The 23,640-nt window shown below is 72.3% G+C and carries 25 protein-coding genes; 16 read left to right on the top strand and 9 right to left on the bottom strand.

Annotation, left to right across the window (positions count from 1 at the left end):
• Positions 1 to 10: 10 nt before the first annotated feature.
• The gene (locus HG542_RS22715; RefSeq protein ID WP_171084353.1) at positions 11 to 649 is read left to right on the top strand and encodes a CGNR zinc finger domain-containing protein; all 639 of its coding nucleotides are present in this window, start codon (positions 11 to 13) and stop codon (positions 647 to 649) included.
• Here HG542_RS22715 and sodX read toward each other — a convergent pair.
• Positions 544 to 1,005: a nickel-type superoxide dismutase maturation protease gene (sodX, locus tag HG542_RS22710; RefSeq protein ID WP_227725420.1), complete on the bottom strand. Its 462-nt coding sequence runs from the start codon at positions 1,003 to 1,005 to the stop codon at positions 544 to 546. The two genes, HG542_RS22715 and sodX, sit on opposite strands and share 106 nt — an antisense overlap.
• Positions 1,006 to 1,148: 143 nt before the next feature.
• Between sodX and sodN the strand changes: the two genes are divergently transcribed.
• From sodN to mgtA, 5 genes are all read left to right on the top strand, one after another.
• A complete protein-coding gene (sodN, locus tag HG542_RS22705) occupies positions 1,149 to 1,544 on the top strand; it encodes a superoxide dismutase, Ni (RefSeq protein ID WP_171084351.1) in 396 nt (131 codons plus the stop codon).
• 187 nt (positions 1,545 to 1,731) lie between these two features.
• A complete protein-coding gene (locus HG542_RS22700) occupies positions 1,732 to 2,451 on the top strand; it encodes a VC0807 family protein (RefSeq protein WP_171084348.1) in 720 nt (239 codons plus the stop codon).
• Positions 2,452 to 2,546: 95 nt separating this feature from the next.
• Positions 2,547 to 3,134, top strand: coding sequence for a DUF3592 domain-containing protein (locus tag HG542_RS22695; RefSeq protein ID WP_171084346.1), 588 nt, complete (start codon positions 2,547 to 2,549; stop codon positions 3,132 to 3,134).
• 152 nt (positions 3,135 to 3,286) lie between these two features.
• Complete coding sequence (locus tag HG542_RS22690) at positions 3,287 to 3,655, top strand: ArsR/SmtB family transcription factor (RefSeq protein ID WP_176606861.1); 369 nt, start codon at positions 3,287 to 3,289, stop codon at positions 3,653 to 3,655.
• Positions 3,639 to 6,242, top strand: a complete 2,604-nt coding sequence (gene mgtA, locus HG542_RS22685) for a magnesium-translocating P-type ATPase (RefSeq protein WP_171084341.1) — start codon at positions 3,639 to 3,641, stop codon at positions 6,240 to 6,242. Before HG542_RS22690 ends, mgtA begins: the two co-directional genes overlap by 17 nt.
• Before the next feature lie 73 nt (positions 6,243 to 6,315).
• On the opposite strand, the gene HG542_RS22680 is transcribed toward mgtA, so the two are convergent.
• Both HG542_RS22680 and HG542_RS22675 read right to left on the bottom strand, forming a co-directional pair.
• Positions 6,316 to 7,674: a hypothetical protein gene (locus HG542_RS22680; RefSeq protein ID WP_171084339.1), complete on the bottom strand. Its 1,359-nt coding sequence runs from the start codon at positions 7,672 to 7,674 to the stop codon at positions 6,316 to 6,318.
• A gap of 111 nt (positions 7,675 to 7,785) precedes the next feature.
• The gene (locus HG542_RS22675; protein WP_171084337.1) at positions 7,786 to 9,297 is read right to left on the bottom strand and encodes an LCP family protein; all 1,512 of its coding nucleotides are present in this window, start codon (positions 9,295 to 9,297) and stop codon (positions 7,786 to 7,788) included.
• A 159-nt stretch (positions 9,298 to 9,456) separates the two neighbouring features.
• On the opposite strand from HG542_RS22675, the gene tatA reads away from it, so the two are divergent.
• Together tatA and HG542_RS22665 are read left to right on the top strand one after the other, a co-directional pair.
• On the top strand, positions 9,457 to 9,723 hold the full coding sequence (gene tatA, locus HG542_RS22670) for a Sec-independent protein translocase subunit TatA (RefSeq protein WP_171084335.1): 267 nt from the start codon (positions 9,457 to 9,459) through the stop codon (positions 9,721 to 9,723).
• 238 nt (positions 9,724 to 9,961) lie between these two features.
• A complete protein-coding gene (locus tag HG542_RS22665; RefSeq protein ID WP_171084334.1) occupies positions 9,962 to 10,900 on the top strand; it encodes a beta-ketoacyl-ACP synthase III in 939 nt (312 codons plus the stop codon).
• Positions 10,901 to 10,910: 10 nt separating this feature from the next.
• Here the strand turns inward: HG542_RS22665 and HG542_RS22660 are convergent, their stop codons facing one another.
• Positions 10,911 to 11,132 (bottom strand): hypothetical protein, encoded by a 222-nt coding sequence (locus HG542_RS22660; RefSeq protein WP_171084332.1) that lies wholly within the window; start codon positions 11,130 to 11,132, stop codon positions 10,911 to 10,913.
• A 51-nt stretch (positions 11,133 to 11,183) separates the two neighbouring features.
• Entirely contained in the window at positions 11,184 to 12,095 is a 912-nt protein-coding gene (locus HG542_RS22655) for a glutaminase (protein ID WP_171084330.1), read from the bottom strand.
• Between the two features lie 55 nt (positions 12,096 to 12,150).
• Between HG542_RS22655 and HG542_RS22650 the strand changes: the two genes are divergently transcribed.
• Positions 12,151 to 13,089: a 1-aminocyclopropane-1-carboxylate deaminase/D-cysteine desulfhydrase gene (locus tag HG542_RS22650; RefSeq protein ID WP_171084328.1), complete on the top strand. Its 939-nt coding sequence runs from the start codon at positions 12,151 to 12,153 to the stop codon at positions 13,087 to 13,089.
• Here the strand turns inward: HG542_RS22650 and HG542_RS22645 are convergent.
• Positions 13,086 to 14,684 (bottom strand): Na+/H+ antiporter, encoded by a 1,599-nt coding sequence (locus tag HG542_RS22645; protein WP_171084326.1) that lies wholly within the window; start codon positions 14,682 to 14,684, stop codon positions 13,086 to 13,088. The two genes, HG542_RS22650 and HG542_RS22645, sit on opposite strands and share 4 nt — an antisense overlap.
• A 49-nt stretch (positions 14,685 to 14,733) precedes the next feature.
• Here HG542_RS22645 and HG542_RS22640 point away from each other — a divergent pair, with 49 nt between their 5' ends.
• From HG542_RS22640 to HG542_RS22625, 4 genes are all read left to right on the top strand, one after another.
• Positions 14,734 to 14,994, top strand: a complete 261-nt coding sequence (locus HG542_RS22640; protein ID WP_171084324.1) for a UBP-type zinc finger domain-containing protein — start codon at positions 14,734 to 14,736, stop codon at positions 14,992 to 14,994.
• A gap of 104 nt (positions 14,995 to 15,098) precedes the next feature.
• The gene (locus HG542_RS22635) at positions 15,099 to 15,644 is read left to right on the top strand and encodes a GNAT family N-acetyltransferase (RefSeq protein ID WP_171084321.1); all 546 of its coding nucleotides are present in this window, start codon (positions 15,099 to 15,101) and stop codon (positions 15,642 to 15,644) included.
• 210 nt (positions 15,645 to 15,854) lie between these two features.
• Positions 15,855 to 16,271: an ATP-binding protein gene (locus HG542_RS22630; RefSeq protein ID WP_126915983.1), complete on the top strand. Its 417-nt coding sequence runs from the start codon at positions 15,855 to 15,857 to the stop codon at positions 16,269 to 16,271.
• A 16-nt stretch (positions 16,272 to 16,287) separates the two neighbouring features.
• A complete protein-coding gene (locus HG542_RS22625; protein ID WP_227726833.1) occupies positions 16,288 to 17,208 on the top strand; it encodes an RNA polymerase sigma factor SigF in 921 nt (306 codons plus the stop codon).
• A gap of 109 nt (positions 17,209 to 17,317) precedes the next feature.
• Here HG542_RS22625 and HG542_RS22620 read toward each other — a convergent pair whose 3' ends face one another.
• Complete coding sequence (locus tag HG542_RS22620; protein ID WP_308111216.1) at positions 17,318 to 17,782, bottom strand: hypothetical protein; 465 nt, start codon at positions 17,780 to 17,782, stop codon at positions 17,318 to 17,320.
• 82 nt (positions 17,783 to 17,864) lie between these two features.
• Between HG542_RS22620 and HG542_RS22615 the strand changes: the two genes are divergently transcribed.
• Together HG542_RS22615 and HG542_RS22610 are read left to right on the top strand one after the other, a co-directional pair.
• Complete coding sequence (locus tag HG542_RS22615; protein ID WP_171084319.1) at positions 17,865 to 18,833, top strand: diacylglycerol/lipid kinase family protein; 969 nt, start codon at positions 17,865 to 17,867, stop codon at positions 18,831 to 18,833.
• A 322-nt stretch (positions 18,834 to 19,155) separates the two neighbouring features.
• A complete protein-coding gene (locus HG542_RS22610) occupies positions 19,156 to 19,413 on the top strand; it encodes a WhiB family transcriptional regulator (protein ID WP_004937597.1) in 258 nt (85 codons plus the stop codon).
• Positions 19,414 to 19,580: 167 nt separating this feature from the next.
• Here the strand turns inward: HG542_RS22610 and HG542_RS22605 are convergent, their stop codons facing one another.
• Positions 19,581 to 21,050, bottom strand: a complete 1,470-nt coding sequence (locus tag HG542_RS22605; protein WP_171084317.1) for a sensor histidine kinase — start codon at positions 21,048 to 21,050, stop codon at positions 19,581 to 19,583.
• 267 nt (positions 21,051 to 21,317) lie between these two features.
• On the opposite strand from HG542_RS22605, the gene nagB reads away from it, so the two are divergent.
• The gene (nagB, locus tag HG542_RS22600) at positions 21,318 to 22,103 is read left to right on the top strand and encodes a glucosamine-6-phosphate deaminase (protein ID WP_171084315.1); all 786 of its coding nucleotides are present in this window, start codon (positions 21,318 to 21,320) and stop codon (positions 22,101 to 22,103) included.
• A gap of 62 nt (positions 22,104 to 22,165) precedes the next feature.
• Here nagB and HG542_RS22595 read toward each other — a convergent pair whose 3' ends face one another.
• The gene (locus tag HG542_RS22595) at positions 22,166 to 23,638 is read right to left on the bottom strand and encodes a glycoside hydrolase family 3 protein (protein WP_171084313.1); all 1,473 of its coding nucleotides are present in this window, start codon (positions 23,636 to 23,638) and stop codon (positions 22,166 to 22,168) included.
• Between the last annotated feature and the right edge of the window lie 2 nt (positions 23,639 to 23,640).

Below are 23,640 nucleotides of genomic sequence, written 5' to 3'. Positions count from 1 at the left end.
AGGACCACAAGTGGAACTGGCTTATTACTCGGACTACGCCGTGCGGCTGGTCAACACCGAAGAACCCGCACGCGGCACGGACACCCTCACGTCGCTCGACGCCGTCCGTGAACTGTGCGGCTCCAGCACCCAGATGGCCCGCCGGCTCACCGACGGCGACCTGACCCGGCTGCGCGCGGTACGGATCCGGCTGCGTGCCGTCTTCGAGGCGGCGGACGAGGGCGACGAGGTCCGGGCGGTGGACCTGCTCAACGCCCTGATGATGGAGTTCCCCGTCAGCCCGCAGATCTCCGGCCACGAGCAGCGCGACGAGGACGGCCGCCCCGACTGGCACATGCACATCGCCGACCACGCGGCCAACGCCGGTGCCTCGTACACCGCCACCGCCTGCATGGGCCTGGCCGTCCACCTCACCGAACTGGGCGTCGACCGGCTCGGCATCTGCCACGCCGCGCCCTGCCGCAACGCCTACCTCGACACCTCCACCAACCGCTCCCGCCGCTACTGCTCGGACCGCTGCGCCACCCGCGCGAACGTGGCCGCCTACCGGGCCCGCAAGCGCCTGGAGAGCGCCCGCTCGGAGACCGCCCCCCGCAACGGCCGCACCGCCGAGAAGGCCCAGGACAGCCAGGCCCTCACCGACCGCTGACCCCGCTCCGGCGGCCGGCGCAGCCGCAGCCGCGCCCGGGCCACCACGAGCTCCTCCGGCACCACCCCGAACTCCCGGCTGTCGTTCTCGACCAGCGGGTTGTCCCCGGTCACCCACCAGCCGCCCGCGCGCCGCTCCACGGCGCGCTTGACGATCAGCAGGTCCTGCCGGAACGGGTGCCGCAGCACCACCACGTCGCCCGGCCGCACGGTCGCCCCGTACTGCACGAGCAGCTGGTCACCGGGGTTCAGCGTCGGCACCATCGACGGGTTGTAGACCTCGGCCAGCCCGATCCGCAGCAGCCCGCGACGCTCGCGGTCCAGCTCCTGCCCGCGTTCGTCCAGTCCCACCTGCACCACGGCACCTCCGTCGTCCTCTCCGTCCACGGTCCCAGACCGTCACCGGCCTTTTGACCCAATCCCCCCGGGCCGCCCGGGAAAAGCCTTCCCGCACCGAGTAATCTCGCACCCGAGAAGACGATCACGAGGAAGGACAGCACATGCTTTCCCGCCTGTTCGCCCCCAAGGTGAAGGTCAGCGCCCACTGCGACCTCCCCTGCGGCGTGTACGACCCGGCCCAGGCCCGCATCGAGGCCGAGTCGGTCAAGGCCGTCCAGGAGAAGTTCCAGGCCAACGAGGACCCCCACTTCCGCGCCCGCGCCACCATCATCAAGGAGCAGCGCGCGGAGCTGGCCAAGCACCACGTCTCGGTGCTCTGGAGCGACTACTTCAAGGCCCCGCACTTCGAGAAGTACCCCCAGCTGCACCAGCTGGTCAACGACACCCTCAAGGCCCTGAGCGCCGCCAAGGCGTCGACGGACCCGAAGACGGGCGAGAAGGCGCTGGAGCTCATCGCCGAGATCGACCGGATCTTCTGGGAGACCAAGAAGGCCTGACGCCTTCACGATCCCGCCCCCGGTGCGCCACGCCACCGGGGGCGGTTTCATGCCCGCGCCGGCTCACCTGACAAAAGTCACCGTGAGCCGTGGACAGCCCACACTGCCTCCGCCACCGTCCCGACCGCGAAGCTGGACGCATCCGCAGAACGGGATGCACCGCACCACGAGACGGGGGACTCCGACCATGTTCCAGACCACCACCGAACCCACGACCGCCACCGAGACCGCCACCCCGCAGCCGGTGTCCGCCGACGAGGCCGCCGCGCAGCGCCGGGCGCTGGTGCAGAGTCTCAAGCCGTTGGTCGTGGACGCCGGCATCCCCATGGCCGCGTACTACGTGCTCACCCGCGGCTGCGGCATGAGCACGATGGCCGCGCTGGCGTGGAGCGGTGTCGTGCCGCTCGTGCGGACCGTCTGGGGCATCGCCAAGGAGCGGAAGGTGAACGGGCTCGCCGCGGTGATGCTCGTGCTGAACGTCGCCGGGGTGCTGCTCAGCATGGTCGCCGGTGACGTCCGGCTGATGCTCGCCAAGGACAGTGCCGGCACGGGGGTGTTCGGGCTCGTGGTGCTCGCCGCCGCCTTCGCCGGGCGGCCGTTGATGAGTGCGGGGCTCAAGCCGTTCGCCACGAAGGGGGTACCGGCCAAGGAGGCCGCCTGGGAGCGGCTGTCGGAGGGGTCCGCGCGGTTCCGGCGGCTGGAGCGGCGGTTCTCGGCGATCTGGGGCGGTGCGCTGCTGATCGAGGCCGTCGCCCGGGTCGTCGGTGCCTACACCCTGTCCCCCGACGTGATGGCCTGGCTGGGCAACGTGCTCTTCGGGGTCGCCTTCGTCGCGGCGATGGTCGTCGGAGGCGGGGCGGCCGCCGACCCGATGGAGAAGTTGGTGGAGCAGGAGGCAGCGGCCTGAACGGCCTGCGGAATTGGTCTGGACAAAACCTCCCGCAGCGCCGGATAGTGATCCACTCCAAGATCACCACTTGTCCGGCAGCTCCCGAGGGTCACATGTTCGCCGCGTTCGAGTTCCTCTTCCCCGCCGTACCCGGCCTCATGGCGGCCGGCTCGGTCGCCGGCATCGTCGGAGCGGTCCGCAAACAGCGCCGCTTCCGGGCCGCCTGGACCAGCGGCATCGAGTTCGAGGCCCGCTGTGTGCGGTCGTACATCGTCAACACCACGACGATGCGCGGCCACCGGCCCGTCTCGTCGAGCAGCCACCACAAACACGTCTACGAGTTCACCGACGCCGACGGACAGCGCCGGCGCTTCGAGGAGGCGGGACCGGCGACGGTCTTCGAGGGGGACACGGTCGTCGTCCGACATCCGCCCGGGCGGCCCGACCAGGCCACGGCCGTCCCGCCCGGTGACCGCGGGACCAGGGCCGGGGCCCGCGTGCGGATCGGGTTCCTCTGCATCTTCACGCTGATATGCGTCACGATCGCGACGCTCTTCTTCACCATCGCCCACAAGATGACCGAACCGGACGACAACCGTCCGCCCGCGATCCCGCCGCTCCCGTCGCTCCCCTCCGGTCCGCCGCCCGGCTTCCCCACCGGCTTCCCCACCGATTTCCCCGACCCTCCGGCCCCCCGCTGACCCGCCCGACTTCTCCCGGTTGCCTAGACTGGTGACTTCCCGGGCGCACGACCGGCGCCCGAGTGCGGGGACGGGAGAGGGCTGTGACGGCAGGCGTCGGGAACTTCGACAGCATCGAAGGGTCTTTCGACGACCACTACGACCCCTACGGCCTGTCCGACCCGGCCGACCCGCCCGCGGATCCCCCGGCGGAGCTGCTGGCCGAGGCCGCTGCCGCGTTCGGGCTGCTCGCCTCCTCCGCCCGGCTGCACCTGGTCTGGGCCCTGGCCCAGGGCGAGAGCGACGTGAGCGGGCTGGCCGAGCGGGTCGGCGGTGCGCTGCCCGCGATCAGCCAGCACCTGGCCAAGCTCAAGCTGGGCGGCCTGGTGCGCTCCCGGCGCGAGGGGCGCCGGGTGGTCTACCTGGTGGACGACCCCCATGTCGTGGCCATGGTCCGGCTCATGCTGAAGCAGCTGGCCTCCCGCGAGCCGGAGACCGGCACCGCCTCCGTGGCCGGACGCCTCCGTGGCCTGGGCGCCTGAGGCCTCGCGTACGGCCGCGGGGGGCGGCGGTACGAACCTGGAGGTCCTGCGCGCGCTGGAGAGCGGACCGCGCGGACTGGTCGAGGCGGAGGCGGAGGAACGGCTCCTGCGGCACGGGGAGAACGTCTTTCCCGGCCGCCGCCCCGAACCCCTGCCGCTGCGCTTCGCGCGCAGCCTGCGCGACCCCTTCACCGCCGTCCTCGTGTGCCTGGGCCTGGTCTCGGCCGTGCTCGCGAGCTGGGCCACGACCTGCGTCATCGTCGTGCTGGTGGTCGTCAGCTGCGTGCTGCGCGCGACGGGCGAGCACCGCGCCGACCGCTCGGCGGCCGGCCTGCGCGAGCTCGTCGCCACCACGGCCACCGTCCGCCGCCGGGCCACGGAGACCTCGCCCCCGACGGCCCGCGAGGTCCCGGTCGACCAGCTCGTCCCGGGCGACCTGGTGCTCCTCTCCCCCGGCGACCTGGTCCCGGCCGACCTGCGGCTGCTGCGCACGACGGGCCTGACCGTCCACGAGGCCGCCCTGACCGGCGAGTCGGCGCCGGTCGACAAGAGCGCCCCGGCGGCCGAGGGTGCCCCGGACGACCGCCGGCACCTGTGCTTCCAGGGCAGCAGCGTCGTCTCCGGCAGCGGCAGCGGCGTCGTCGTCGCCACCGGCCGCGGCACCCTGCTCTCCGGCGCCCTGGCCGGCTCGTCGTTGCGGACGCACACACCGCGCGGGCCCTTCGACCGGTCCGTGAACGGGATCGCCTGGACCCTCATCCGGTTCATGCTGCTCACCGCCCCGCTCGTGCTGGTCGCGAGCGCGCTGCTGCGCGGACGCGGCCTGGAGACACTGCCGTTCGCGGTCGCGGTGGCGGTCGGGCTCACGCCCGAGATGCTGCCCGTCATCGTCACGTCCGCGCTGGCGCGCGGCGCGGCGCTGCTCGCGCGGGACAGCGAGGTGATCGTCAGGCGGCTGCCCGCGCTGCACGACCTCGGCGCGGTCGACGTGCTGTGCGTCGACAAGACCGGCACCCTCACCCAGGACCGCCCGGTCGTCGAGTGCTCGGTGGACGCGGACGGCGAGCCCGACCCGGCCGTGCTGCGCTGGGCCGCGGTCAACGCCCTGTGGACCCTGCACCTGGCCGAAGTGCCCGTCCCCGACGCCCTGGACGAGGCGCTGCTGGACGCCGACGAGGAGGCGGGCGCGGCGGCGTGCACCGGGGCGTTCGACGACTACGACGGCGTCGCCTCGCTGCCCTGCGGTCCGGGCCGCCGCATCTCCACCGCCGTCGTCCGACTGCCCGGCGACTCCCGGTTCGCCCTCGCGAACACCCACACCCTGGTCGTCAAGGGCGCCCCCGAGGACGTCCTGGACCGCTGCGCCCTCGACGACACGGAGCGCGAGCAGCTGGCCGGCCGCGCCGCCGCCCTGGCCGCCGACGGGCTGCGGGTGCTGGCGGTGGCCGTCGCCGAACGCCCCGCGTGCTCCGGCCCGTACACCCACGCCGTCGAGCGCGGCCTGGCCTTCACGGGCTTCGTCGGGCTGCGCGACGCGCTCGCCCCGACCGCCGCCGAGGCCATCGCCGAGCTCGCCCGCGGCGGCGTCGCCGTGAAGCTCCTCACCGGCGACCACCCGGGCACCGCCGCCCGGGTCTGCCGCGAACTGGGCGGCGACCCCGGCGTGCCCGTCACCGCCGACCGCATCGACGCCCTCACCGACGAGGAGGAGCTGAAGCAACTCGCCGCCGGGACGACCGTCTTCGCGCGCTGCACCCCCGAGCACAAGGCCCGCATCGTCCAGGCGCTGCGCTCCGGCGGGCACACCGTCGGGTTCCTGGGCGACGGGGTCAACGACCTGGCCGCGTTGCACGCCGCCGACGTGGGGATCTGCCCGCGCGACGGGGTCGACGTCGCGCGCGAGGCGGCCGATGTCGTGCTCGCCTCGAAGGACCTCACCGCCCTGGACCGGGCCATCGTCGCCGGACGGCGCAGCACCTCCAACATCGCGGCCTATCTGCGGATCACCCTGTCGTCGAACGTCGGCAACGTCGTCGCGATGCTGGTGGCCGGGCTGATGCTGCCGTTCCTGCCGATGCTCCCGGCCCAGGTGCTGGTGCAGAACCTGTGCTTCGACGCGGCCCAGCTGGCCCTCGCCTTCGACCGCCCCGACCCCGTCGCCCACAACCGCCCGGTGGTGCTGCGCCCGCGCGCGCTGCTGCGCTTCGTCACCGGTTTCGGTCTGCTGAACGCGGCCGCCGACCTGGCCACCTTCGGGGTGCTGCTGCTGGCCGTGCACTCGCTGGGCGAGGACGGCCAGGAGGCGTTCCACGCCGGGTGGTTCACGGAGAACCTGCTGACGCAGGCGATGGTGATGCTGCTCCTGCGGTCCGGCCGGCAGCTGGCGGAGGGCGGCACGCCCGGGCCGATCCGGTGGGCGACGGCAGGCCTCGCCGTGGTGGGTCTGCTGCTGCCGCTGTCCCCGATGGGGCCGCTGCTGGGGATGGCGGTACTGCCGGCGATGTACTACGCGCTGCTGGCGGTGGTGCTGGCGCTGTACGCCGTTGGCCTCGCGGCGGCGCGGGCGCGGTTCGACCGCGCCCCGTAGGGCGGCGGAGCCGCATGGCGAAACGGCCCCGCGCCCCTTACGGGGAGCGGGGCCGTGTTCCGGCGAAGCCGGTTTACCAGTCGCCGCCGCCGAAGTCGCCCCCGCCGCCGAAGTCTCCGCCGCCGCCCCAGTCCCCGCCGCCGAAGTCGTTCGGGTTGAAGTCCGAGCCGGAGTAGTCGCCGCCGTCGACACCGGGGTCGTACGACGGCTCGGCCGCCCAGGCCGACGGGCCGCTCAGCATGCTGCCCAGCAGCGTGCCCGCGAGCAGCCCCGGCAGCATGCCGCCGCCGAAGTAGCCGCCGGCCCAGGGCCCGTACGCCGGTCCGGCGTTCCAGTACGGCTGGGGGCCCGCCTCGGTCTGGACGGTGCGGGACATCGGCTCCTGGCCGTCGGCCAGCCGGGCCGCGTCCGCCGCGCAGGCGGGCACGGTGCGCATCGCGCCGCCCGGCGGGGCCCAGGCCACGTCCTGGACGGACGGCCCGTGCCGCGGGTCGAAGAAGCAGGGCATCCGGCGCTCGGGCAGCGGGGCCCCGGTGCGGCGGGCGGCGAGGGTGGCCAGGGCGAAGCGGCCCTTGTCGAGCGAGTCGGTGACGCCCGTGACCTCCTGCGGCCTGGTGGCCGCGGCGATCCGGGTCTTGGCCTCCTCGTAGGCGTCGAGGGCCTGCTCGTAGTCGTGGCGCATCTCGTCGGTGGCACCGGGCTCGGACGGCTTGAAGTCCAGCCGGTCGAGCTCCTCGCCGAAGGCGGTGATGTCCTCGTCGACGACGACGCGCAGCGCCTGCAGCTCGGCGCGCTCGCGCTCCTCGCGCCGCTTCTTGTTGCGCCGGTAGAGCGCGTAGCCGCCGGCGCCGCCGGCCACCACGACGCCGCCGATCACCAGCAGCCCGGTGGTGGCGGCGTCGCCGCTGCCACCGCCCCAGGAATCGGGGGCGTGGCCCTTGGCCTGCTTGTCGGCCTGGTCGACGAAGTTGCCGACCACGGTCTTGGTGTCGCCGCCCTCCGCCCGGACGGCGCCGACCAGGTTGCGGACGGAGTTCCGCGACATGACCTTGCTGTCCGCGTCGGCGTTGAACTTGTCGCCGAGGTGGACGGCGTAGACGCCGCTGATGCCGACGAGGGTGCGCAGGTTCTTCAGGATGGTCTGCTGGGGAAACTCGGGCGCGTTGGGCAGCACCGCGACGAACACCGGCTTGCCCGCGTCCTCGATCTTCTTCGCGAGATCCTTGGCGTCGGCGTCGGAGAGCTGCGAGCTCGCCCTCGGGTCGACGTAGACCGGGCTCTTCTTCAGCCCGTCGGCCACGGCCTTCAGGCCGGTGTCCGTGCCGGTGTCGGCGTGCGCGGCGGGAGCGTACGACGCCGCGCCTGCCAACGCGAACAGGGCGATGGCGAGAGCCGCGAGCGGCCTTGCCAGGGCCCGGGGAGTGGCGGACATGGCGTTGCTCCTCCAGGAAGGGCTCATGAGGGTCATGGCTTTACTCTTCGCTCACCAACAAAACGGGCCGAACGGTCACGAGGTTCCTCACGCATGGACTCACCGGTGGACTCACCCGTAGGAGAGGTTGGCGCACGGGTCGTCGTCGGCGGAGCGGGCCTTGTCCGCGACCTCCGAGGACACCGCGTCCGGCGTGGAGGCCGAGGCCGACGGGCTCGCTGCCGGGCCGCCCGCGGGGGCGTCCGCGTAGTCCTTGCCGAGCGTGACCGAGATGCCGCTCGCCGAGGCGCCCCGGACGTACGAGCCGGGGAAGAGCTTGGCGAGGGTCCTGGCGTGGTCCGCCTCGCCGGGCCCGAATTCGATCACGGTGGTGGCCTCGCCGCGCAGCCGGGAGTTCGAGGTGCCGGTGACGGTGTAGCCGTGCTGCTGGAGCAGTCCGGCGGCGCGGGCGCCGAGGCCGGGGACCGTGGTGCCGTTGGCGATGGAGACCTTGACGCCGGCGCCGTCGACGGCCTCGGAGGAGGATGCCGAGGGCGAGGGCTCGGACCCGTGACCGTCCTTTCCGGCGTCCTTGCCGTCGATGGTCCGGTCGGCCTTGAGGGAGGCCCACAGGGCGTTGGCGTCGGGCTGCTTCACGGCGACGCGGGCGCCGTCGTACTGCCAGGGCATCGTGACGAACTTGATGTTGTGCAGGTCGATGTTCTTCATCGCCATCGCGAAGGAGATCATCTTGTCGGCGCTGCCGAGCCCGGGGTCGACGGTCATCGACTTGGTGGCGGCGTCGGCCAGCGGCAGCAGCGTGGTGGGGTTGAGGCCCTGCGACTTGACCTTCTTGATCATCGAGGAGACGAAGGCCTGCTGGCGCTGGATGCGCCCGATGTCGGAGCCGTCGCCTATGCCGTGCCGGACGCGGACGTAGTCCAGCGCCTTCTGCCCGGAGACCTTCTGCGGCCCCTTGGGGAAGATCAGCTCTCCGCGCGAGCCGAGGTTGGGGTTGAGGTCGCCCTCGTAGAGGTCCTTGGGGACGCAGACCTCGACGCCGCCCACGGCGGAGGTCATCGCGGAGAAGCCCGAGAAGTCGACCACGACGGTGTGGTCCACGCGCAGCCCGGTCAGCTGCTCGACGGTGTTCTGGGTGCAGGCGGGGTTGCCCTTGGCGGTGTCGCCCACGGAGAAGGCCGAGTTGAACATCGCGTGGTGCTCCCCGGACGTCCAGCTGCCGTTGGGCAGCTTGCACGGCGGTACGTCCACGAGACTGTCCCGGGGTATGGAGACGCCGATCGCGTGCTTCCCGTCACCGTAGACGTGCAGGATGAACGCGGTGTCCGAGCGGCCCACGTCGCCCGTGCCGCCGCCCAGTTTGGCGTTGCCGCCCGCCCGCGAGTCCGAACCGATCACCAGGACGTTCTGCCCGGCGGCGTTGGCCGGGGGACGGTTCTTGGAGAGACCGTCGGCGCCGAAGGTGTTGATGTTGCCGTTGAGCTTCAGGTACAGCCAGCCCGCACCGGCGGTCACCAGCACCAGGAAGGCCACGGCGACGATGGTGGCCCCCCGCATCTTCCCGCGCTTCGCGGGTTTCCCCGGGGATATCCCCTCGGGGCGCTTGCCCCGCTTGCCACTCATATGCGCGCCTCGTTCCACTCCCCCGCCGCCCGTTTGTTCACGCCCGGTTAGACGATTGGCCATGGGCTTTGGTTGTCCATTTGCGCAATCTAGCAAGTATGGTGGGGAAAGCTGTTATGGCATCCGAGCCGGAGCAAGCGGAAAGAGAGGTGGGCGGCCATGCTGCGCAACGCCCTGGAACCCTGGCACCTCCTGGTGGTCGTGCTCGTGGTTGTCGTCCTGTTCGGGTCGAAGAAGCTGCCCGACACCGCCCGCGCACTGGGCAAGTCCATGCGCATCCTCAAGAGCGAGGCCAAGGCGATGAAGGACGAGGGCGGCACCGCACCCGCGAACACGGGCGCCGCGAGCGACACCGCCGCCGCCCCGGTCAGCGGCATCGTGCACCCCTCCTCCCCCAACGGCAGCACCGCCGACAGCGCGCGCTGAGCCGCCCCCCTGGGGGGAAATCAGCCCGTGGTGAGCCTCCTGCGGACCGGGACACGTCCCGGCCGGCACCGGAAGGCTGCGCACCGCGGGCTTTCACGCATGCCGTCGCACGACCAGCCGGCGTGATGGGGTTGCGACAGTAGTTCCGGCACAACATTGGCGGATCACGCACCGGGATCCGGCCAGGAAGCGTCGAGACTGGTCACCCGCACCGCTCGCGCGCCCAGGAGGAACCGCCATGTCCGGGTCTCGTGTACTGGCCATGGGCCACTACCAGCCGTCCCGGGTGCTCACCAACGACGAGCTCGCCACCATGGTCGACACCAGCGACGAGTGGATCAGCTCCCGGGTGGGCATCCGGACACGCCGCATCGCCGCGCCCGACGAGACGGTCGCCTCGATGGCCGCCCAGGCCGCCGCCAAGGCCCTCGCCAACAGCGGCCTCGCGCCGGAGGCCGTCGACCTCGTCCTCGTCGCCACCTGCACCGCCGTCGACCGCAGCCCCAACACGGCGGCACGCGTCGCCGCCGCACTGGGCCTCGCCGCCCCCGCGGTCCTGGACGTCAACGTCGTCTGCGCCGGCTTCACGCACGCCCTCGCCCAGGCCGACCACGCGATCCGCGCGGGAGCGGCCACCAACGCCCTGGTCGTGGGCGTGGAGAAGTTCAGCGACGTGGCCGACTGGACGGACCGCACCACATGCGTCCTGGTCGGCGACGGCGCCGGGGCCGCCGTGGTCACCGCCTCCCCCGAACCCGGCATCGGCCCCGTGGTGTGGGGCTCCGTCCCCGAGATGGGCCACGCGGTACGCATCGAGGGCGCCCCCTCGCGCTTCGCCCAGGAGGGCCAGTCCGTCTACCGCTGGGCCACCACGACCCTCCCGCCGATCGCCCGCAGCGCCTGCGAACGGGCCGGGGTGCGGCCGGAGGACCTGGCGGCGGTGGTCCTGCACCAGGCGAACCTGCGCATCATCGAACCGGTGGCGCGCCGGATCGGCGCGGTGAACGCCGTGATCGCCACAGACGTGACGGAGTCCGGCAACACGTCGGCGGCGAGCATCCCGCTCGCGCTGTCGAAGCTGGTGGCCTCCGGCCGGGTGGAGCCCGGCGCCCCGGTCCTGCTGTTCGGGTTCGGCGGGAACCTGTCGTACGCGGGGATGGTCGTGGAGTGCCCGTAGCGGCAGCCGCCTACGGCTGTTCCCGCAGGTACAGGGCCCCGCACGAGTGACAGATGGGGACGCCCGGCGTCCCCCAGTCGTCCGCGGAGCGGACCTCGGCGGCCGATTCCAGCTCGCGTCCGCACATGGCCGTCGACTCCTCCTGCCGCACCACGTGCCAGACCTTGACCTCGGCCCGCGGGTCCGCCGCCGCGCGGCCGTCGATGTACTCGGCGCGGAGTTCGTGGTTCATGCACCCCACCATGCGGTACCCCTGTCGGGGGCGCCACCCCGCGGTCCGGTCTCAGAACACCGACCAACCGGTCAGCGTCGTGAAATGGTCCAGCGCGGCGACACCCGCCACCGAGTTGCCCCGGGCGTCCAGGCCCGGGCTCCACACGCACAGCGTGCAGCGGCCCGGTATCACCGCCACGATGCCGCCGCCCACACCGCTCTTGCCGGGCAGACCGACCCGGTAGGCGAAGTCGCCGGCCGCGTCGTACGTGCCGCACGTCAGCATCACGGCGTTGATCTGCTTCGCCTCGCGGCGCGGCAGCAGCCGGGAGCCGTCGGCGCGCAGGCCGTGCCGGGCCAGGAAGCTGCCGGCGCGGGCGAGGTCGCCGCAGCTCATCCGGATCGAGCACTGCCAGAAGTAGTGCTCCAGGACCGTCGGTACGGGGTTGTCGAGGTTGCCGTAACTGGCCATGAAGTGGGCCAGCGCCGCGTTGCGGTCGCCGTGCTCGGTCTCGGACCTGGCGACCGTCGCGTCGAAGGAGACGTCCGGGTTGCCGCTCTCGGCGCGCAGGAACTCCAGCATCGTGGTGCTCGCGTCGCCGGTCAGCGTCTGCAGCCGGTCGGTGACGACGAGCGCACCGGCGTTGATGAACGGGTTCCGCGGGATCCCGTTCTCGTACTCCAGCTGCACCAGCGAGTTGAACGGGTTGCCGGACGGCTCGGTGCCGACGCGCTCCCAGATCTTCTCGCCGCCCTCGGCGAGGACCAGCGCGAGACCGAACGCCTTGGAGATGGACTGGACCGAGAACGGCCGTTCCCAGTCCCCCACTCCGTACACGCCGCCGTCGACGTCGGCGACCGCCATGCCGAAGTGGTTGATGTCGACCTCGGCGAGCGCCGGGATGTAGTCGGCGACCTGTCCCCGGCCGACCAACGGCCGCGCGAAGGCGGTGACCTCTTCGAGTACGGCCTGGTAGTCCACGTGGTGTGCTTCCTGTTTCTCCTCGCTGGCCGGGCCAGCGTACAAAATGGGTGACATGACCAGCGACAATCCCCCCGGCGCGGCCGGACTCGCCGCCCTCCGGCCCGTGCTGCCGTCGCCGCTCGCCGAGGTGGCCGACGCGCGGTTCGCCCGGCGCGGGCTGCGTCTGCTGCTCAAGCGGGACGATCTGATACACCCGGACCTTCCGGGCAACAAGTGGCGCAAGCTGGAGCCGAATCTGAACGCCGCGGCGGCGGCGGGGCGGCGCACCCTGCTCACCTTCGGCGGCGCCTACTCCAACCACCTGCGGGCCACGGCCGCCGCCGGCAGGCTCCTCGGCTTCGCCACGGTGGGCGTCGTCCGGGGCGAGGAACTGGCGGACCGGCCGCTCAACCCGTCGCTCGCGCAGTGCGCTGCGGACGGGATGGAGCTGCGGTTCGTCGACCGGGGTACGTACCGGCGCAAGACCGAGCCGGAGGTGCTGGCACGGCTGGCTCCCGAAGGGGCGTTCGTCGTCCCGGAGGGCGGCAGCAACGCGGCCGCCGCACGGGGCTGCACCGCGCTGGGACGGGAGTTGCACGGGGTGGCGGATGTGGTGGGGGTGGCCTGCGGGACCGGCGGCACGCTCGCCGGTCTGGCGGCCGGCCTGGCCGGGGGTCAGCGGGCGATCGGCTTCCCGGTGCTGAAGGGCGGCTTCCTCGGCGCCGAGGTGGAGCGCCTCCAGCGGGAGGCGTTCGGGGGGCGGCGCGGGGACTGGACGCTCGACGAGCGGTTCCACTTCGGGGGGTACGCGAGGAGCTCTGCCGAGCTGGAGCAGTTCGCGGAGGACTTCGGGAGCCGGCACGGGGTGCCCGTGGAGCGGGTGTACGTGGCCAAGTTGCTGTTCGGCCTGACGGCACTGGCGGAGGCGGGGGCGTTTCCCGCCGGTACGAACGTGGTGGCCGTCATCACGGGCGCGCCGCACACGGACGCCCCGTACACGAGCGCCCCTTAGGCCTGCTCCTCCCGATAGGCGGCCGCCTCCTCCAGGTCCAGCCTGCGCAGCAACACCCTCAGCATCTCGTCGTCGATCCGCCGCTCGTCCCGCAGCCGCACGAACACCTGGCGCTCCGCGCCGATCACCTCCCGCGTCAGCCGGCGGTACGTGTCGTCCGCCGTCTCGCCCGTCTGCTCGTCGACGACACCCAGCCGCTCCCACACCGCATTGCGGCGGCGTTCCAGAACCGCACGCAATCGGTCCGCGAGCGGAGCGGGAAGGGAGTTGTGCTCGTCCGCGAGGAGCTCCTCCAGCCGCCGTTCCGCCGCCGCGGACGCCTCGCTCTGTGCCTGGGCCTCGACCAGCGTCAGCGCCTCGGCCGGGGGACGCGGCAGCCGCAGCCGGCGGATCAGCGGCGGCAGGGTCAGGCCCTGCACCACCAGGGTGCCGATCACCGTCGTGAACGCCAGGAACAGGATCAGGCTCCGCGCCGGGAACGGCGCCCCGCTGTGCGTGGTGACGGGGATCGAGAAGGCGATGGCCAGGGACACGACGCCGCGCATGCCGGCCCAGCCGATGACGAACACCCCGCGGGCATCGGTGTCCGGCTCGCGCTCGCGGATCCCGGCGAAGAGCGCCCGCGGAACGAAGGCCGCGGGATAGACCCAGGCGAAGCGCGTCACCACCACGGCCGCGAACAGCACCACCGCGTACCAGGCCGCCGATCCCGGCCCGTACGTCCCCAGGTCCCGCAGCACGACCGGGAGTTGGAGCCCGATGAGGGCGAAGACGGCCGACTCCAGGACGAAGGCGACCATCCGCCACACCGCCTCCTCCTGCAGCCGGGTGGCGAAGTCGACCTGCCAGGACCGGTGTCCGAGGAAGAGGCCGACGACGACCACGGCGAGCACGCCGGACGCCCCGACCTCCTCGGCGGCGCCGTAGGCGACGAACGGGATGAGGAGCGAGAGGGTGTTCTGCAGCAGCGGTTCGCGCAGCCGCTTGCGCAGCCAGTGCAGCGGCACCATGAGGACCAGGCCGACGCCGATGCCGCCGACCGCGGCGACCGTGAATTCCCGGGCGCCCTCGGCCCAGGTGGCGCCCGCGCCGACCGCGGCGGCGAGGGCCACGCGGTAGGCGGTGATGGCGGTCGCGTCGTTGACCAGGGACTCGCCCTGCAGGATCGTCGTGAGCCGCGACGGCAGCCGCAGGCGGCGCGCGATGGCCGTTGCGGCCACCGCGTCCGGCGGGGCGACGACGGCGGCCAGCACGAGCGCCGCCGCAGCGGGCAGTCCGGGCACGACGAGGAAGGCCACGTACCCGACGACGAGCGTCGCGAAGAGCACGTACCCGACCGAGAGCAGGGCGACCGGCCGCCAGTTGGCCCGCAGGCCGAGGTACGAGCTGTCGAGCGCGGCGGTGTGCAGCAGCGGCGGGAGCACCAGGGGCAGCACGACGTCCGGTTCGAGCGTGTAGTCCGGTACGCCCGGCACGTACGAGGCGACCAGCCCGGCGGCGACGAGCAGCAGGGGCGCCGGAACGGGGGTGCGGCGGGCGGCGCCCGCGACGGCGGTGCTGCCGGCGACCAGCAGCAACAGCGGCATGACATTCATGTGTCCGGCCATCCCTCGGAGTGCGGGCGTGCGAACTACCCTGGCAATCATGATCGAGTGCACGCATGTCGATGCGCTACCGCGCCCCGAGCCGGCGCCGGCGAGTGCGACCTGCCCGGAGTGCGAAAGAGCCGGCAGCCACCCCGTGCAGCTGCGGATGTGCCTGGTGTGCGGGCACGTGGGCTGCTGCGACTCCTCGCCGTACCGGCACGCCACCGGGCACTTCGAGGAGACCGGCCACGCGGTGATGCGCAGTCACGAACCGGGGCAGACGTGGCGCTGGTGCTTCGTGGACCGGCACCTCGTGTGAGCGCCGCTCCCCGGAGCGGGCGCCGCCCGCACGCCCCCGCGCATGCCCCCGGCGGGGGCGCCGGTTCCGGGGGCTCTGTCGGCGGGGCCCGCTAGCATGCACACATGATCCGATCCGCGACGCCCGGCGACGTGCCCGCCGTCCACGCGATGATCCGTGAACTCGCCGCGTACGAACGGGCGCTGGAGCACGCGAAGGCGAGCGAGGAGCAGCTGCGCGAGGCGCTCTTCGGGGAGCATCCGGCGGCCTTCGTCCTGATAGCGGAGAGTGACGAAACGACGCCCGACGGCGGCCGCGCCGAGCGCGAACCGGTCGGCTTCGCACTCTGGTTCCGCAATTTCTCCACCTGGACGGGCACGCACGGTGTCTACCTCGAAGACCTCTACGTCCGGCCGCACGCGCGCCGTGCGGGCCACGGCAGGGCGCTTCTCGCGACCCTCGCCAAGATCTGCACGGACCGCGGCTACGAGCGTTTCGAATGGTCAGTGCTGGACTGGAACGAGCCCTCGATCGCCTTCTACAAGTCGCTCGGTGCCGAGCCCCTGAGCGAGTGGACGGTGCACCGGATGTCGGGAGAGCCGCTCCAGACTCTTGCGGCGCTCGCGCAGAGTGACGAAAATCCCAACAGGGCGATTTCTCTTTCGATTTGAGACCGCACAACCCTAGCCACTGTGCGTACTCATGGGCTTACCATGAGTGACAGTCGCGGGGCTGCGGCGCGGACCCGCAGATCGCGATAGCGTCTCAGCCGGACCATGTGCCGCACCGGCCCGCTTCTCCCCCGTCCGTTCTCCGGCCGGGGGGCCGCGGGACCGTGCCCCGTTACAGCTCAAGAAGCTTGTGCCACCTTGGAGGTGAGGGTGTCCCCCATCGCAGGCGAGCCTGGGACGACCCAGGACTTCGTGGAAGTCCGGCTGCCCGCTGCGGGTGCCTACCTGTCGGTGCTGCGGACGGCGACAGCCGGCCTCGCGGCCCGTCTGGACTTCACCCTCGACGAGATCGAGGATTTGCGCATCGCCGTCGACGAGGCCTGCGCGATCCTGCTCCAGCAGGCCGTTCCGGGCTCCGTCCTCAGCTGCGTCTTCCGCCTCGTCGGGGACGCGCTCCGGGTGACCGTCTCGGCACCCACCACCGACGGCCGCGCGCCCGAGCGCGACACCTTCGCCTGGACGGTGCTCTCCGCCCTGGCCGGCGAGGTCGACTCCACCGTCGCGGAGGACCGCACGGTCAGCATCAGCCTGCACAAGAAGCGCGGCGCCGGCCCCGGGCAGCCGTGACGGAAGAGGGGGCTCCGTGAGTACTGCGTCACCGCGGGGAGTGCGTACCCCGGCCATCCCGCAGCAGCCTGCCCGGCCCCGCCCGGGGAACCCGGCGGATCCGCTGCCGGTCCAGGCGGGCGACCCATCAGAGCGGGCGGACCACATGGATCATGTCCAGCACCGGCAGCAGCACGGCGGTCCGCACGACCGCAGCGGTGCCCGGGCCCTGTTCGTCGAGCTGCGTGCACTGCCGGAGGGCTCGCCGGAGCGGGCCGAGCTGCGCAATCACCTGGTGCGGATGCATCTGCCGCTGGTGGAGCACCTGGCCCGGCGGTTCCGCAACCGCGGCGAGCCGCTGGACGACCTCACCCAGGTCGCCACGATCGGCCTGATCAAGTCCGTGGACCGGTTCGACCCGGAGCGCGGGGTCGAGTTCTCCACATACGCCACGCCCACGGTCGTCGGCGAGATCAAGCGGCACTTCCGCGACAAGGGCTGGGCGGTGCGGGTGCCGCGCCGGCTCCAGGAGCTGCGGCTGGCCCTGACCACGGCCACCGCCGAGCTCTCCCAGCGGCACGGCCGCGCGCCCACGGTGCACGAGCTGGCCCAGCACCTGAGCATCTCCGAGGAGGAGGTGCTGGAGGGCCTGGAGTCGGCGAACGCCTACAGCACGCTCTCGCTGGACGTGCCGGACACGGACGACGAGTCCCCGGCCGTGGCGGACACCCTCGGCGCGGAGGACGAGGCGCTGGAGGGCGTCGAGTACCGGGAGTCCCTCAAACCGCTGCTGGAGGACCTGCCGCCGCGGGAGAAGAAGATCCTGCTGCTGCGCTTCTTCGGCAACATGACCCAGTCCCAGATCGCCCAGGAGGTGGGCATCTCCCAGATGCACGTCTCCCGCCTGCTGGCCCGCACCCTGGCCCAGCTCAGGGACCGCCTGCTGATCGAGGAGTGACGCGGGCGCGCCCCGTTCAGGGGCGCCCCGTAAGGGGCGCTGGGGGAGGAACTGCGCGAGCAACCACACCCGGCCCGCACTCGCCGGCGAGCTGCAACCGCCCGAGCTGTCAGGCGTCGCGAGGCCCGATACCGAGCGCCTCGGTGGCGGTCGGGTTGACCAGCAGGACAAGCGTGGCCACCGCCACGACCGCCACCGCGACCCCGGCCGCGAGCAACGCCCCGCCCGCATTGGCCAGCGTCCAGGCGACCGGCAACGCCATGATCTGCGTCGCCAGCGACGGCCCCCGGCTCCACCGCCGTCGCAGCCACAGCCCGCGCGCCGCGACGAGCGGCAGCGCGGCGAGGACGAGCACGGTCAGCCCGCCCATCTCCGCCTGCCGGGGGCTGTCCGGCCGCCCCAGCAGGCCCATGACCAGCAGGTAGAGCCCGCCGGCGACGAGCACGGCACCCTCGGCGCCGGACAGCACGGCGGCGGCGGTCAGCCGGCGCGGCCGGGGACCGGCGGGCACGGGCGGCGTGCTCCCCGCCTGGGTCGTACGGGCGGATTTCGGGGCGGACTGCTTGCTGCTCACCCCAGCAGGGTAGCTGTAGGCCTGCTCGTAAAAGGCCGACCTGGGACCGTTCATGTACCGGCAGGTAGGTAGGCTGGCGCGCATGCGTGCGCTTCTCGTGGTCAACCCTTCGGCCACCACCACCAGTGCCCGTACCCGTGATGTCCTGGCGCACGCCCTGGCCAGCGACCTCAAGCTGGAGGTCGCCACCACCGAGTACCGCGGGCACGCCCGCGACCTCGCCCGGGCCGCCGTGGAGAGCGGGAACACCGAGCTGGTGGTCGCGCTCGGCGGCGACGGCACGGTCAACGAGGTCGTCAACGGCCTGCTGCACGCGGGCCCGGCCCCGGAGCAGCTGCCCCGGCTGGCGGTGGTGCCCGGCGGGTCCACCAATGTCTTCGCCCGCGCGCTGGGCCTGCCCAACGACGTCGTGGAGGCGACGGGCGCCCTGCTGGACGCCCTGCGCGAGGGCCGTGAACGTACGGTCGGCCTCGGTCTGGCGGCCGGAACCCCGGGCACCGAGGACGAGGGGGTCCCGGAGCGCTGGTTCACGTTCTGCGCGGGCTTCGGCTTCGACGCGGGCGTCGTGGGCCGGGTGGAGCAGCAGCGCGAGCGCGGCAAGCGTTCGACCCACTCCCTGTACGTGCGACAGGTGGCCCGTCAGTTCTTCGGCGAACACCACCGCCGGCAGGGCACGATCACTCTCGAACGGCCGGGCGAGGAGCCACTCCGCAATCTCGTCATGTCGATAATCTGCAACACGGCCCCGTGGACCTATCTGGGCAACCGCCCGGTCTACGCGCTGCCGGACGCGTCCTTCGACACGGCCCTTGACGTGCTCGGATTCACCAAGCTGAGCACGCTGACGGCCGGCCGCCACGGCACCCAGCTGCTCATGTCCACCCCCGAGCGCGGCCCGCACGGCAAACACGCTGTGTCACTGCATGACCAGGACTCGTTCACCTTGCAATCGCAGGCCCCTCTCCCGTTCCAGATGGACGGCGACCACCTCGGACTGCGCACGAGCGTGACGTTCACAGGCGTTCGCCGTGCACTGCGTGTGATTGTGTGAGTGCCAGGGCCTAAAGTCCTTCCACTCGAACGTTTAGACTGGGTTGCACCCCCTGGAAGTACGGCTGTGACCTAGCCGACACCGAGGAATCAAAAAAAACTTTCCGGAAGGGGTTGTATCCGTCGCCGAGGTTTGCGAGGCTCTTCCTGGCGATCGGGACAGCCCTCCATCAAGGCTTCCTCTGAGAGCCCGAACCCCCTCCTTCACTTCATGGACCACACCAGTCTTATGACTGGCAGTCGGCCCTTCCCTTGCGGGGGGATTCGTGAAAGCGTTCACATTCACAAGCCACGTAGCCGTAACACGAGGAGATGGAGCAGCCATGGACTGGCGTCACAACGCCGTTTGCCGCGAGGAAGACCCCGAGCTGTTCTTCCCCATCGGCAACACCGGTCCTGCGCTGCTGCAGATCGAGGAAGCCAAGGCCGTCTGCCGCCGCTGCCCCGTCATGGAGCAGTGCCTGCAGTGGGCGCTCGAGTCCGGCCAGGACTCCGGCGTCTGGGGTGGCCTCAGCGAGGACGAGCGTCGTGCGATGAAGCGCCGCGCTGCCCGCAACCGGGCGCGCAACGCGACCGCCTGACCCCCCTGCTGTCTCACGACGGCCCTCGGCCCCCGAGCCGCAGCGCGCAGTAACCCCGGAGCTCCCCTGGCATCCGGGAGTGCATCAGCACAGTGAAGCTTTGAGCCCCGGACCTGAACATCAGGTCCGGGGCTCAGTGCTGTGCACGACCTGCAGGTCGTGCAGGGTCAGGGCTTCTCGGCGCGCACCGGGAGGTCGAGGGTGACGCGCGTCCCCTGCCCGGAAGCGGGCAGCATGTCGAACGTTCCGCCCAACTCCCCTTCCACCAGGGTGCGTACGATCTGCAGGCCCAGATTGCCGGCCTGCTGCGGGTCGAAGCCCTCGGGCAGTCCGCGCCCGTCGTCCTGCACCGAGATCAGCAGCCGGGAGTCGCTGCGGGTGCCGCCGCGCACGGCGGTGACCTCGACCGTTCCCGACTCGCCCGGACCGAAGCCGTGTTCCAGGGCGTTCTGCAGCAGTTCGGTCAGCACCATCGACAGCGGAGTGGCCACCTCGGCGTCGAGCACCCCGAAGCGGCCGGTGCGGCGGGTGCGGACGCGGCCCGGGGAGATCTCCGCGACCATGGCCAGGACCCGGTCGGCGATCTCGTCGAACTCGACGCGCTCGTCAAGGTTCTGCGACAGCGTCTCGTGCACGATCGCAATCGAACCGACACGGCGGACGGCCTCCTCCAGCGCCTCACGGCCCTCCGTCGAGGAGATCCGGCGCGCCTGCAGCCGCAACAGGGCCGCCACCGTCTGGAGGTTGTTCTTCACCCGGTGGTGGATCTCCCGGATGGTGGCGTCCTTGGTGATCAACTCGCGTTCGCGCCGACGCAGTTCGGTGACGTCGCGCAGCAGCACGAGCGAACCGATGTGCGTGCCCTTGGGCTTGAGGGGGATGGCCCGCAGGTGGATGACCCCGTCGTTGGCCTCGACCTCGAACTCGCGCGGCGCCCAGCCGCTGGCGAGCTTGGCCAGGCCCTCGTCCACCGGGGTGCGCGAGGGCGCCAACTGAGCGGTGGTCTCGCCCAGATGATGTCCGACGAGATCGGCGGCGAGGCCGAGGTGATGGTAGGCGGACAGTGCGTTGGGGCTGGCGTACTGGACGATGCCGTCGGCGTCGAGCCTGATCAGCCCGTCGCCGGCGCGCGGCGAGGCATCCATGTCGACCTGCTGCCCCGGGAAGGGGAAGGTGCCGTTCGCGATCATCTGGGCGAGGTCGGAGGCGCTCTGGAGGTAGGTGAGCTCCAGCCGGCTGGGGGTGCGCACGGTCAGCAGATTGGTGTTCCGGGCGATCACGCCCAGGACCCGGCCCTCGCGACGGACCGGGATGGACTCCACCCGGACCGGCACCTCCTCGCGCCACTCCGGGTCGCCCTCGCGCACGATGCGGCCCTCGTCGAGGGCGGCGTCCAGCATCGGCCGGCGGCCGCGCGGCACCAGGTGGCCGACCATGTCGTTCTGGTACGAGGTCGGGCCGGTGTTGGGCCGCATCTGGGCCACGGACACATAGCGGGTGCCGTCCAGGGTGGGGATCCACAGGACGAGATCGGCGAAGGACAGGTCGGAGAGCAGCTGCCACTCCGAGACCAGCAGGTGGAGCCACTCGAGGTCCGAGTCGTCGAGGGCGGTGTGCTGGCGTACGAGATCGTTCATGGACGGCACGGTCCCGAGCCTACCCGGGCGTACCCGGGCGCCCGCCGCCCACGGGCCGCCGGAAGTTCGGGGAGAAGTCGCCGGCCGGTCATGGACACCGCCGAATGGTCTAGTCCACAATGAAAAGGCAAAGAGCCCGCCCCTCCCGCACAGGGGGCGGAGCGACCGGCCGCGGCGCCGGCCGGGCCGAGGGTCCCGGCCGGGCGCTGCGGCCACCAGATGGTTAGAATTGGTCTATACCACCCTCTCCAGATCGGCAGGCCCAGCGTGGAAGTTGTCATCGTCCCGGACGCCAAGGCAGGCGGCGAGATCATCGCCGAGGCCATGGCCGCTCTGCTGCGCCGCAAGCCCGACGCCCTGCTCGGTGTGGCCACCGGCTCGACGCCGCTGCCCGTCTACGAGGCGCTCGCCGGCAAGGTCCGGGCCGGAGCGGTGGACGCCTCGCGGGCCCGCATCTGCCAGCTCGACGAATACGTCGGGCTGCCCGCCGACCACCCCGAGTCCTACCGCTCCACCGTGCTGCGCCAGGTCGTCGAGCCGCTCGGCCTGACCGCGGACTCGTTCATGGGCCCCGACGGCACCGCCGCGGACGTCCAGGCGGCCTGCGAGGCGTACGACCGCGCGCTCTCCGAGGCCGGCGGCGTGGATCTGCAGCTGCTCGGCATCGGCACCGACGGGCACATCGGCTTCAACGAGCCGTGCTCCTCGCTCGCTTCGCGCACCCGCATCAAGACGCTGACGGAACAGACGCGCGTCGACAACGCGCGCTTCTTCGACGGCGACATCGACCAGGTGCCGCACCACGTCATCACCCAGGGCATCGGCACCATCCTGGAGGCCCGTCACCTGGTGCTGCTCGCGACGGGCGAGGGCAAGGCGGACGCTGTCGCGCAGAGCGTGGAGGGGCCGGTGGCGGCCGTGGTCCCGGCGTCGGCGCTGCAGCTGCATCCGCATGCGACGGTTGTGGTGGACGAGGCCGCGGCCTCGAAGCTGAAGCTGGCGGACTACTTCCGCCACACGTACACCAACAAGCCGACCTGGCAGGGGCTTTAGCCCCTGGTCCCGCGCGACCAGGTGCGCCCCGCAGGGGCGCTGGGGGCACCTCCCAGCGCCCCTTACGGGGCGCCCCGCACCAGTGTTTCCGCGGCGGCCGTGCCGCAGACGCGGGCCGCGCCATGAGTGGCAACGTGCAACGCACCCGCCGGAGGCGCCTGGTTGAGGCCCATCTCCACCACTGCCGTGTCCGGGCGCGCCGTCAGCAGCGCGCGCAGCGCATCCGCCATCCACGGGTGGCGGTGGACGTCGCGGACGACGGCCACCACGCGGCGGTTCCCGGCAGCCGCCAGAACCGTGGCCGCGTCCGCCCCGGGCCCGTACGTCGCCGTCGTCGTGCCCGGCAGCAGCCGGGCCAGTTCGGCGCCCACGCCCCACGGTGTCTCGTCGCCCACGGCGATGTTCGCCACCGGCGCGAACGCCGCCACGTACACGGCCCCGTCCAGCGGTTTCCAGCCCGGCGCCGCCGTGACCCGCAGCGCCCGGCGGGCGGCCGCAAGGCCGATCCCGGGGGCCGCCGGAACGGGCGGCGTGCCGACCGGCGCCACCAGCGCCCGTACCCGCGCCGCCGCGTCGGCGAGCCGTTCCTCCGCCAGTTCACCGCCCCGCACCGCGTCGACGAGCGCGTCGCGCAGCCGCAGCACGGTGTCCTCGTCGGCCAGTCCGCCCCCGACGCAGATCGCGTCGGCGCCCGCGGCGATGGCCATGACGCTCCCCCGCCCGATGCCGTACGTGCCCGCGACGGCCCGCATCTCCATGCCGTCGGTGACGATCAGGCCGTCGAAGCCGAGTCCCCCGTCGGCGACGGGGGCCCGCAGCAGGCCGTGCAGCGCGGCCGGGCTGAGCGTGGCCGGCAGCTGCGGGTCGAGGGCGGGCAGCAGGATGTGCGCGCTCATCACCGCCTTGGTGCCGGCGGCCACCGCTGCCCGGAACGGCACCAGTTCGCGGGCGTGGAGCGTGCCGAGGTCCGCGTCGATGCGCGGCATGTCGTGGTGCGAGTCGACGGCGGTGTCGCCGTGCCCCGGGAAGTGCTTGGTGCACGCGGCGACCCCGGCGGACTGCAGGCCCTCGACATAGGCCGCGGTGTGCCGGGCGACCAGCTGCGGGTCGGCGCCGAAGGACCGTACGCCGATGACCGGGTTGTCGGGGTCGGAGTTGACGTCCGCGGAGGGCGCCCAGTTGAGGTTGACGCCGCAGGCGGCGAGCCGGCGGCCGAGTTCGCGGGCGACGGCCCGGGTGAGCTCGGTGTCGTCGACGGCGCCCAGGGCGAGGTTGCCGGGGAAGGAGGAGCCGGTGCGGACTTCGAGGCGGGTGACGTCGCCGCCCTCCTCGTCGATGGCGACGAGGACATCCGGATACTCCGCCCGCAACTGCGCGGTCAGTGCCGCGAGTTGCTCCGGCGACTCGATGTTGCGGCCGAACAGTCCTACGGAGGCCAGGCCCTCGCCGAGCCGGCGCAGCAGCCAGTCGGGAGCGGTGGTGCCGGTGAAGCCGGGCTGGAGAACGGTCAGGGCGTCGCGCGTGAGCGTGTCCATGG

This window comes from Streptomyces morookaense, from assembly GCF_013030945.1.
GTDB classification, from domain to species: Bacteria; Actinomycetota; Actinomycetes; order Streptomycetales; family Streptomycetaceae; genus Streptomyces; species Streptomyces morookaensis.
The sequence above is the reverse complement of the archived record's forward strand: the minus strand, read 5'-3'. Positions and strand labels throughout refer to the sequence as shown.

Excerpts from the sequence above, each read along its gene's own strand:
- HG542_RS22650 (WP_171084328.1), top strand. The coding sequence starts at position 12,151 with ATGACCAGCGACAATCCCCCCGGCGCGGCCGGACTCGCCGCCCTCCGG.
- HG542_RS22665 (WP_171084334.1), top strand. The coding sequence starts at position 9,962 with ATGTCCGGGTCTCGTGTACTGGCCATGGGCCACTACCAGCCGTCCCGG.
- HG542_RS22645 (WP_171084326.1), bottom strand. The coding sequence starts at position 14,684 with ATGAATGTCATGCCGCTGTTGCTGCTGGTCGCCGGCAGCACCGCCGTC.
- HG542_RS22635 (WP_171084321.1), top strand. The coding sequence starts at position 15,099 with ATGATCCGATCCGCGACGCCCGGCGACGTGCCCGCCGTCCACGCGATG.
- HG542_RS22610 (WP_004937597.1), top strand. The coding sequence starts at position 19,156 with ATGGACTGGCGTCACAACGCCGTTTGCCGCGAGGAAGACCCCGAGCTG.
- HG542_RS22700 (WP_171084348.1), top strand. The coding sequence starts at position 1,732 with ATGTTCCAGACCACCACCGAACCCACGACCGCCACCGAGACCGCCACC.
- HG542_RS22605 (WP_171084317.1), bottom strand. The coding sequence starts at position 21,050 with ATGAACGATCTCGTACGCCAGCACACCGCCCTCGACGACTCGGACCTC.
- HG542_RS22615 (WP_171084319.1), top strand. The coding sequence starts at position 17,865 with ATGCGTGCGCTTCTCGTGGTCAACCCTTCGGCCACCACCACCAGTGCC.
- HG542_RS22675 (WP_171084337.1), bottom strand. The coding sequence starts at position 9,297 with ATGAGTGGCAAGCGGGGCAAGCGCCCCGAGGGGATATCCCCGGGGAAA.
- sodN (WP_171084351.1), top strand. The coding sequence starts at position 1,149 with ATGCTTTCCCGCCTGTTCGCCCCCAAGGTGAAGGTCAGCGCCCACTGC.
- HG542_RS22595 (WP_171084313.1), bottom strand. The coding sequence starts at position 23,638 with ATGGACACGCTCACGCGCGACGCCCTGACCGTTCTCCAGCCCGGCTTC.
- HG542_RS22680 (WP_171084339.1), bottom strand. The coding sequence starts at position 7,674 with ATGTCCGCCACTCCCCGGGCCCTGGCAAGGCCGCTCGCGGCTCTCGCC.
- HG542_RS22695 (WP_171084346.1), top strand. The coding sequence starts at position 2,547 with ATGTTCGCCGCGTTCGAGTTCCTCTTCCCCGCCGTACCCGGCCTCATG.
- HG542_RS22660 (WP_171084332.1), bottom strand. The coding sequence starts at position 11,132 with ATGAACCACGAACTCCGCGCCGAGTACATCGACGGCCGCGCGGCGGCG.
- HG542_RS22640 (WP_171084324.1), top strand. The coding sequence starts at position 14,734 with ATGATCGAGTGCACGCATGTCGATGCGCTACCGCGCCCCGAGCCGGCG.
- tatA (WP_171084335.1), top strand. The coding sequence starts at position 9,457 with ATGCTGCGCAACGCCCTGGAACCCTGGCACCTCCTGGTGGTCGTGCTC.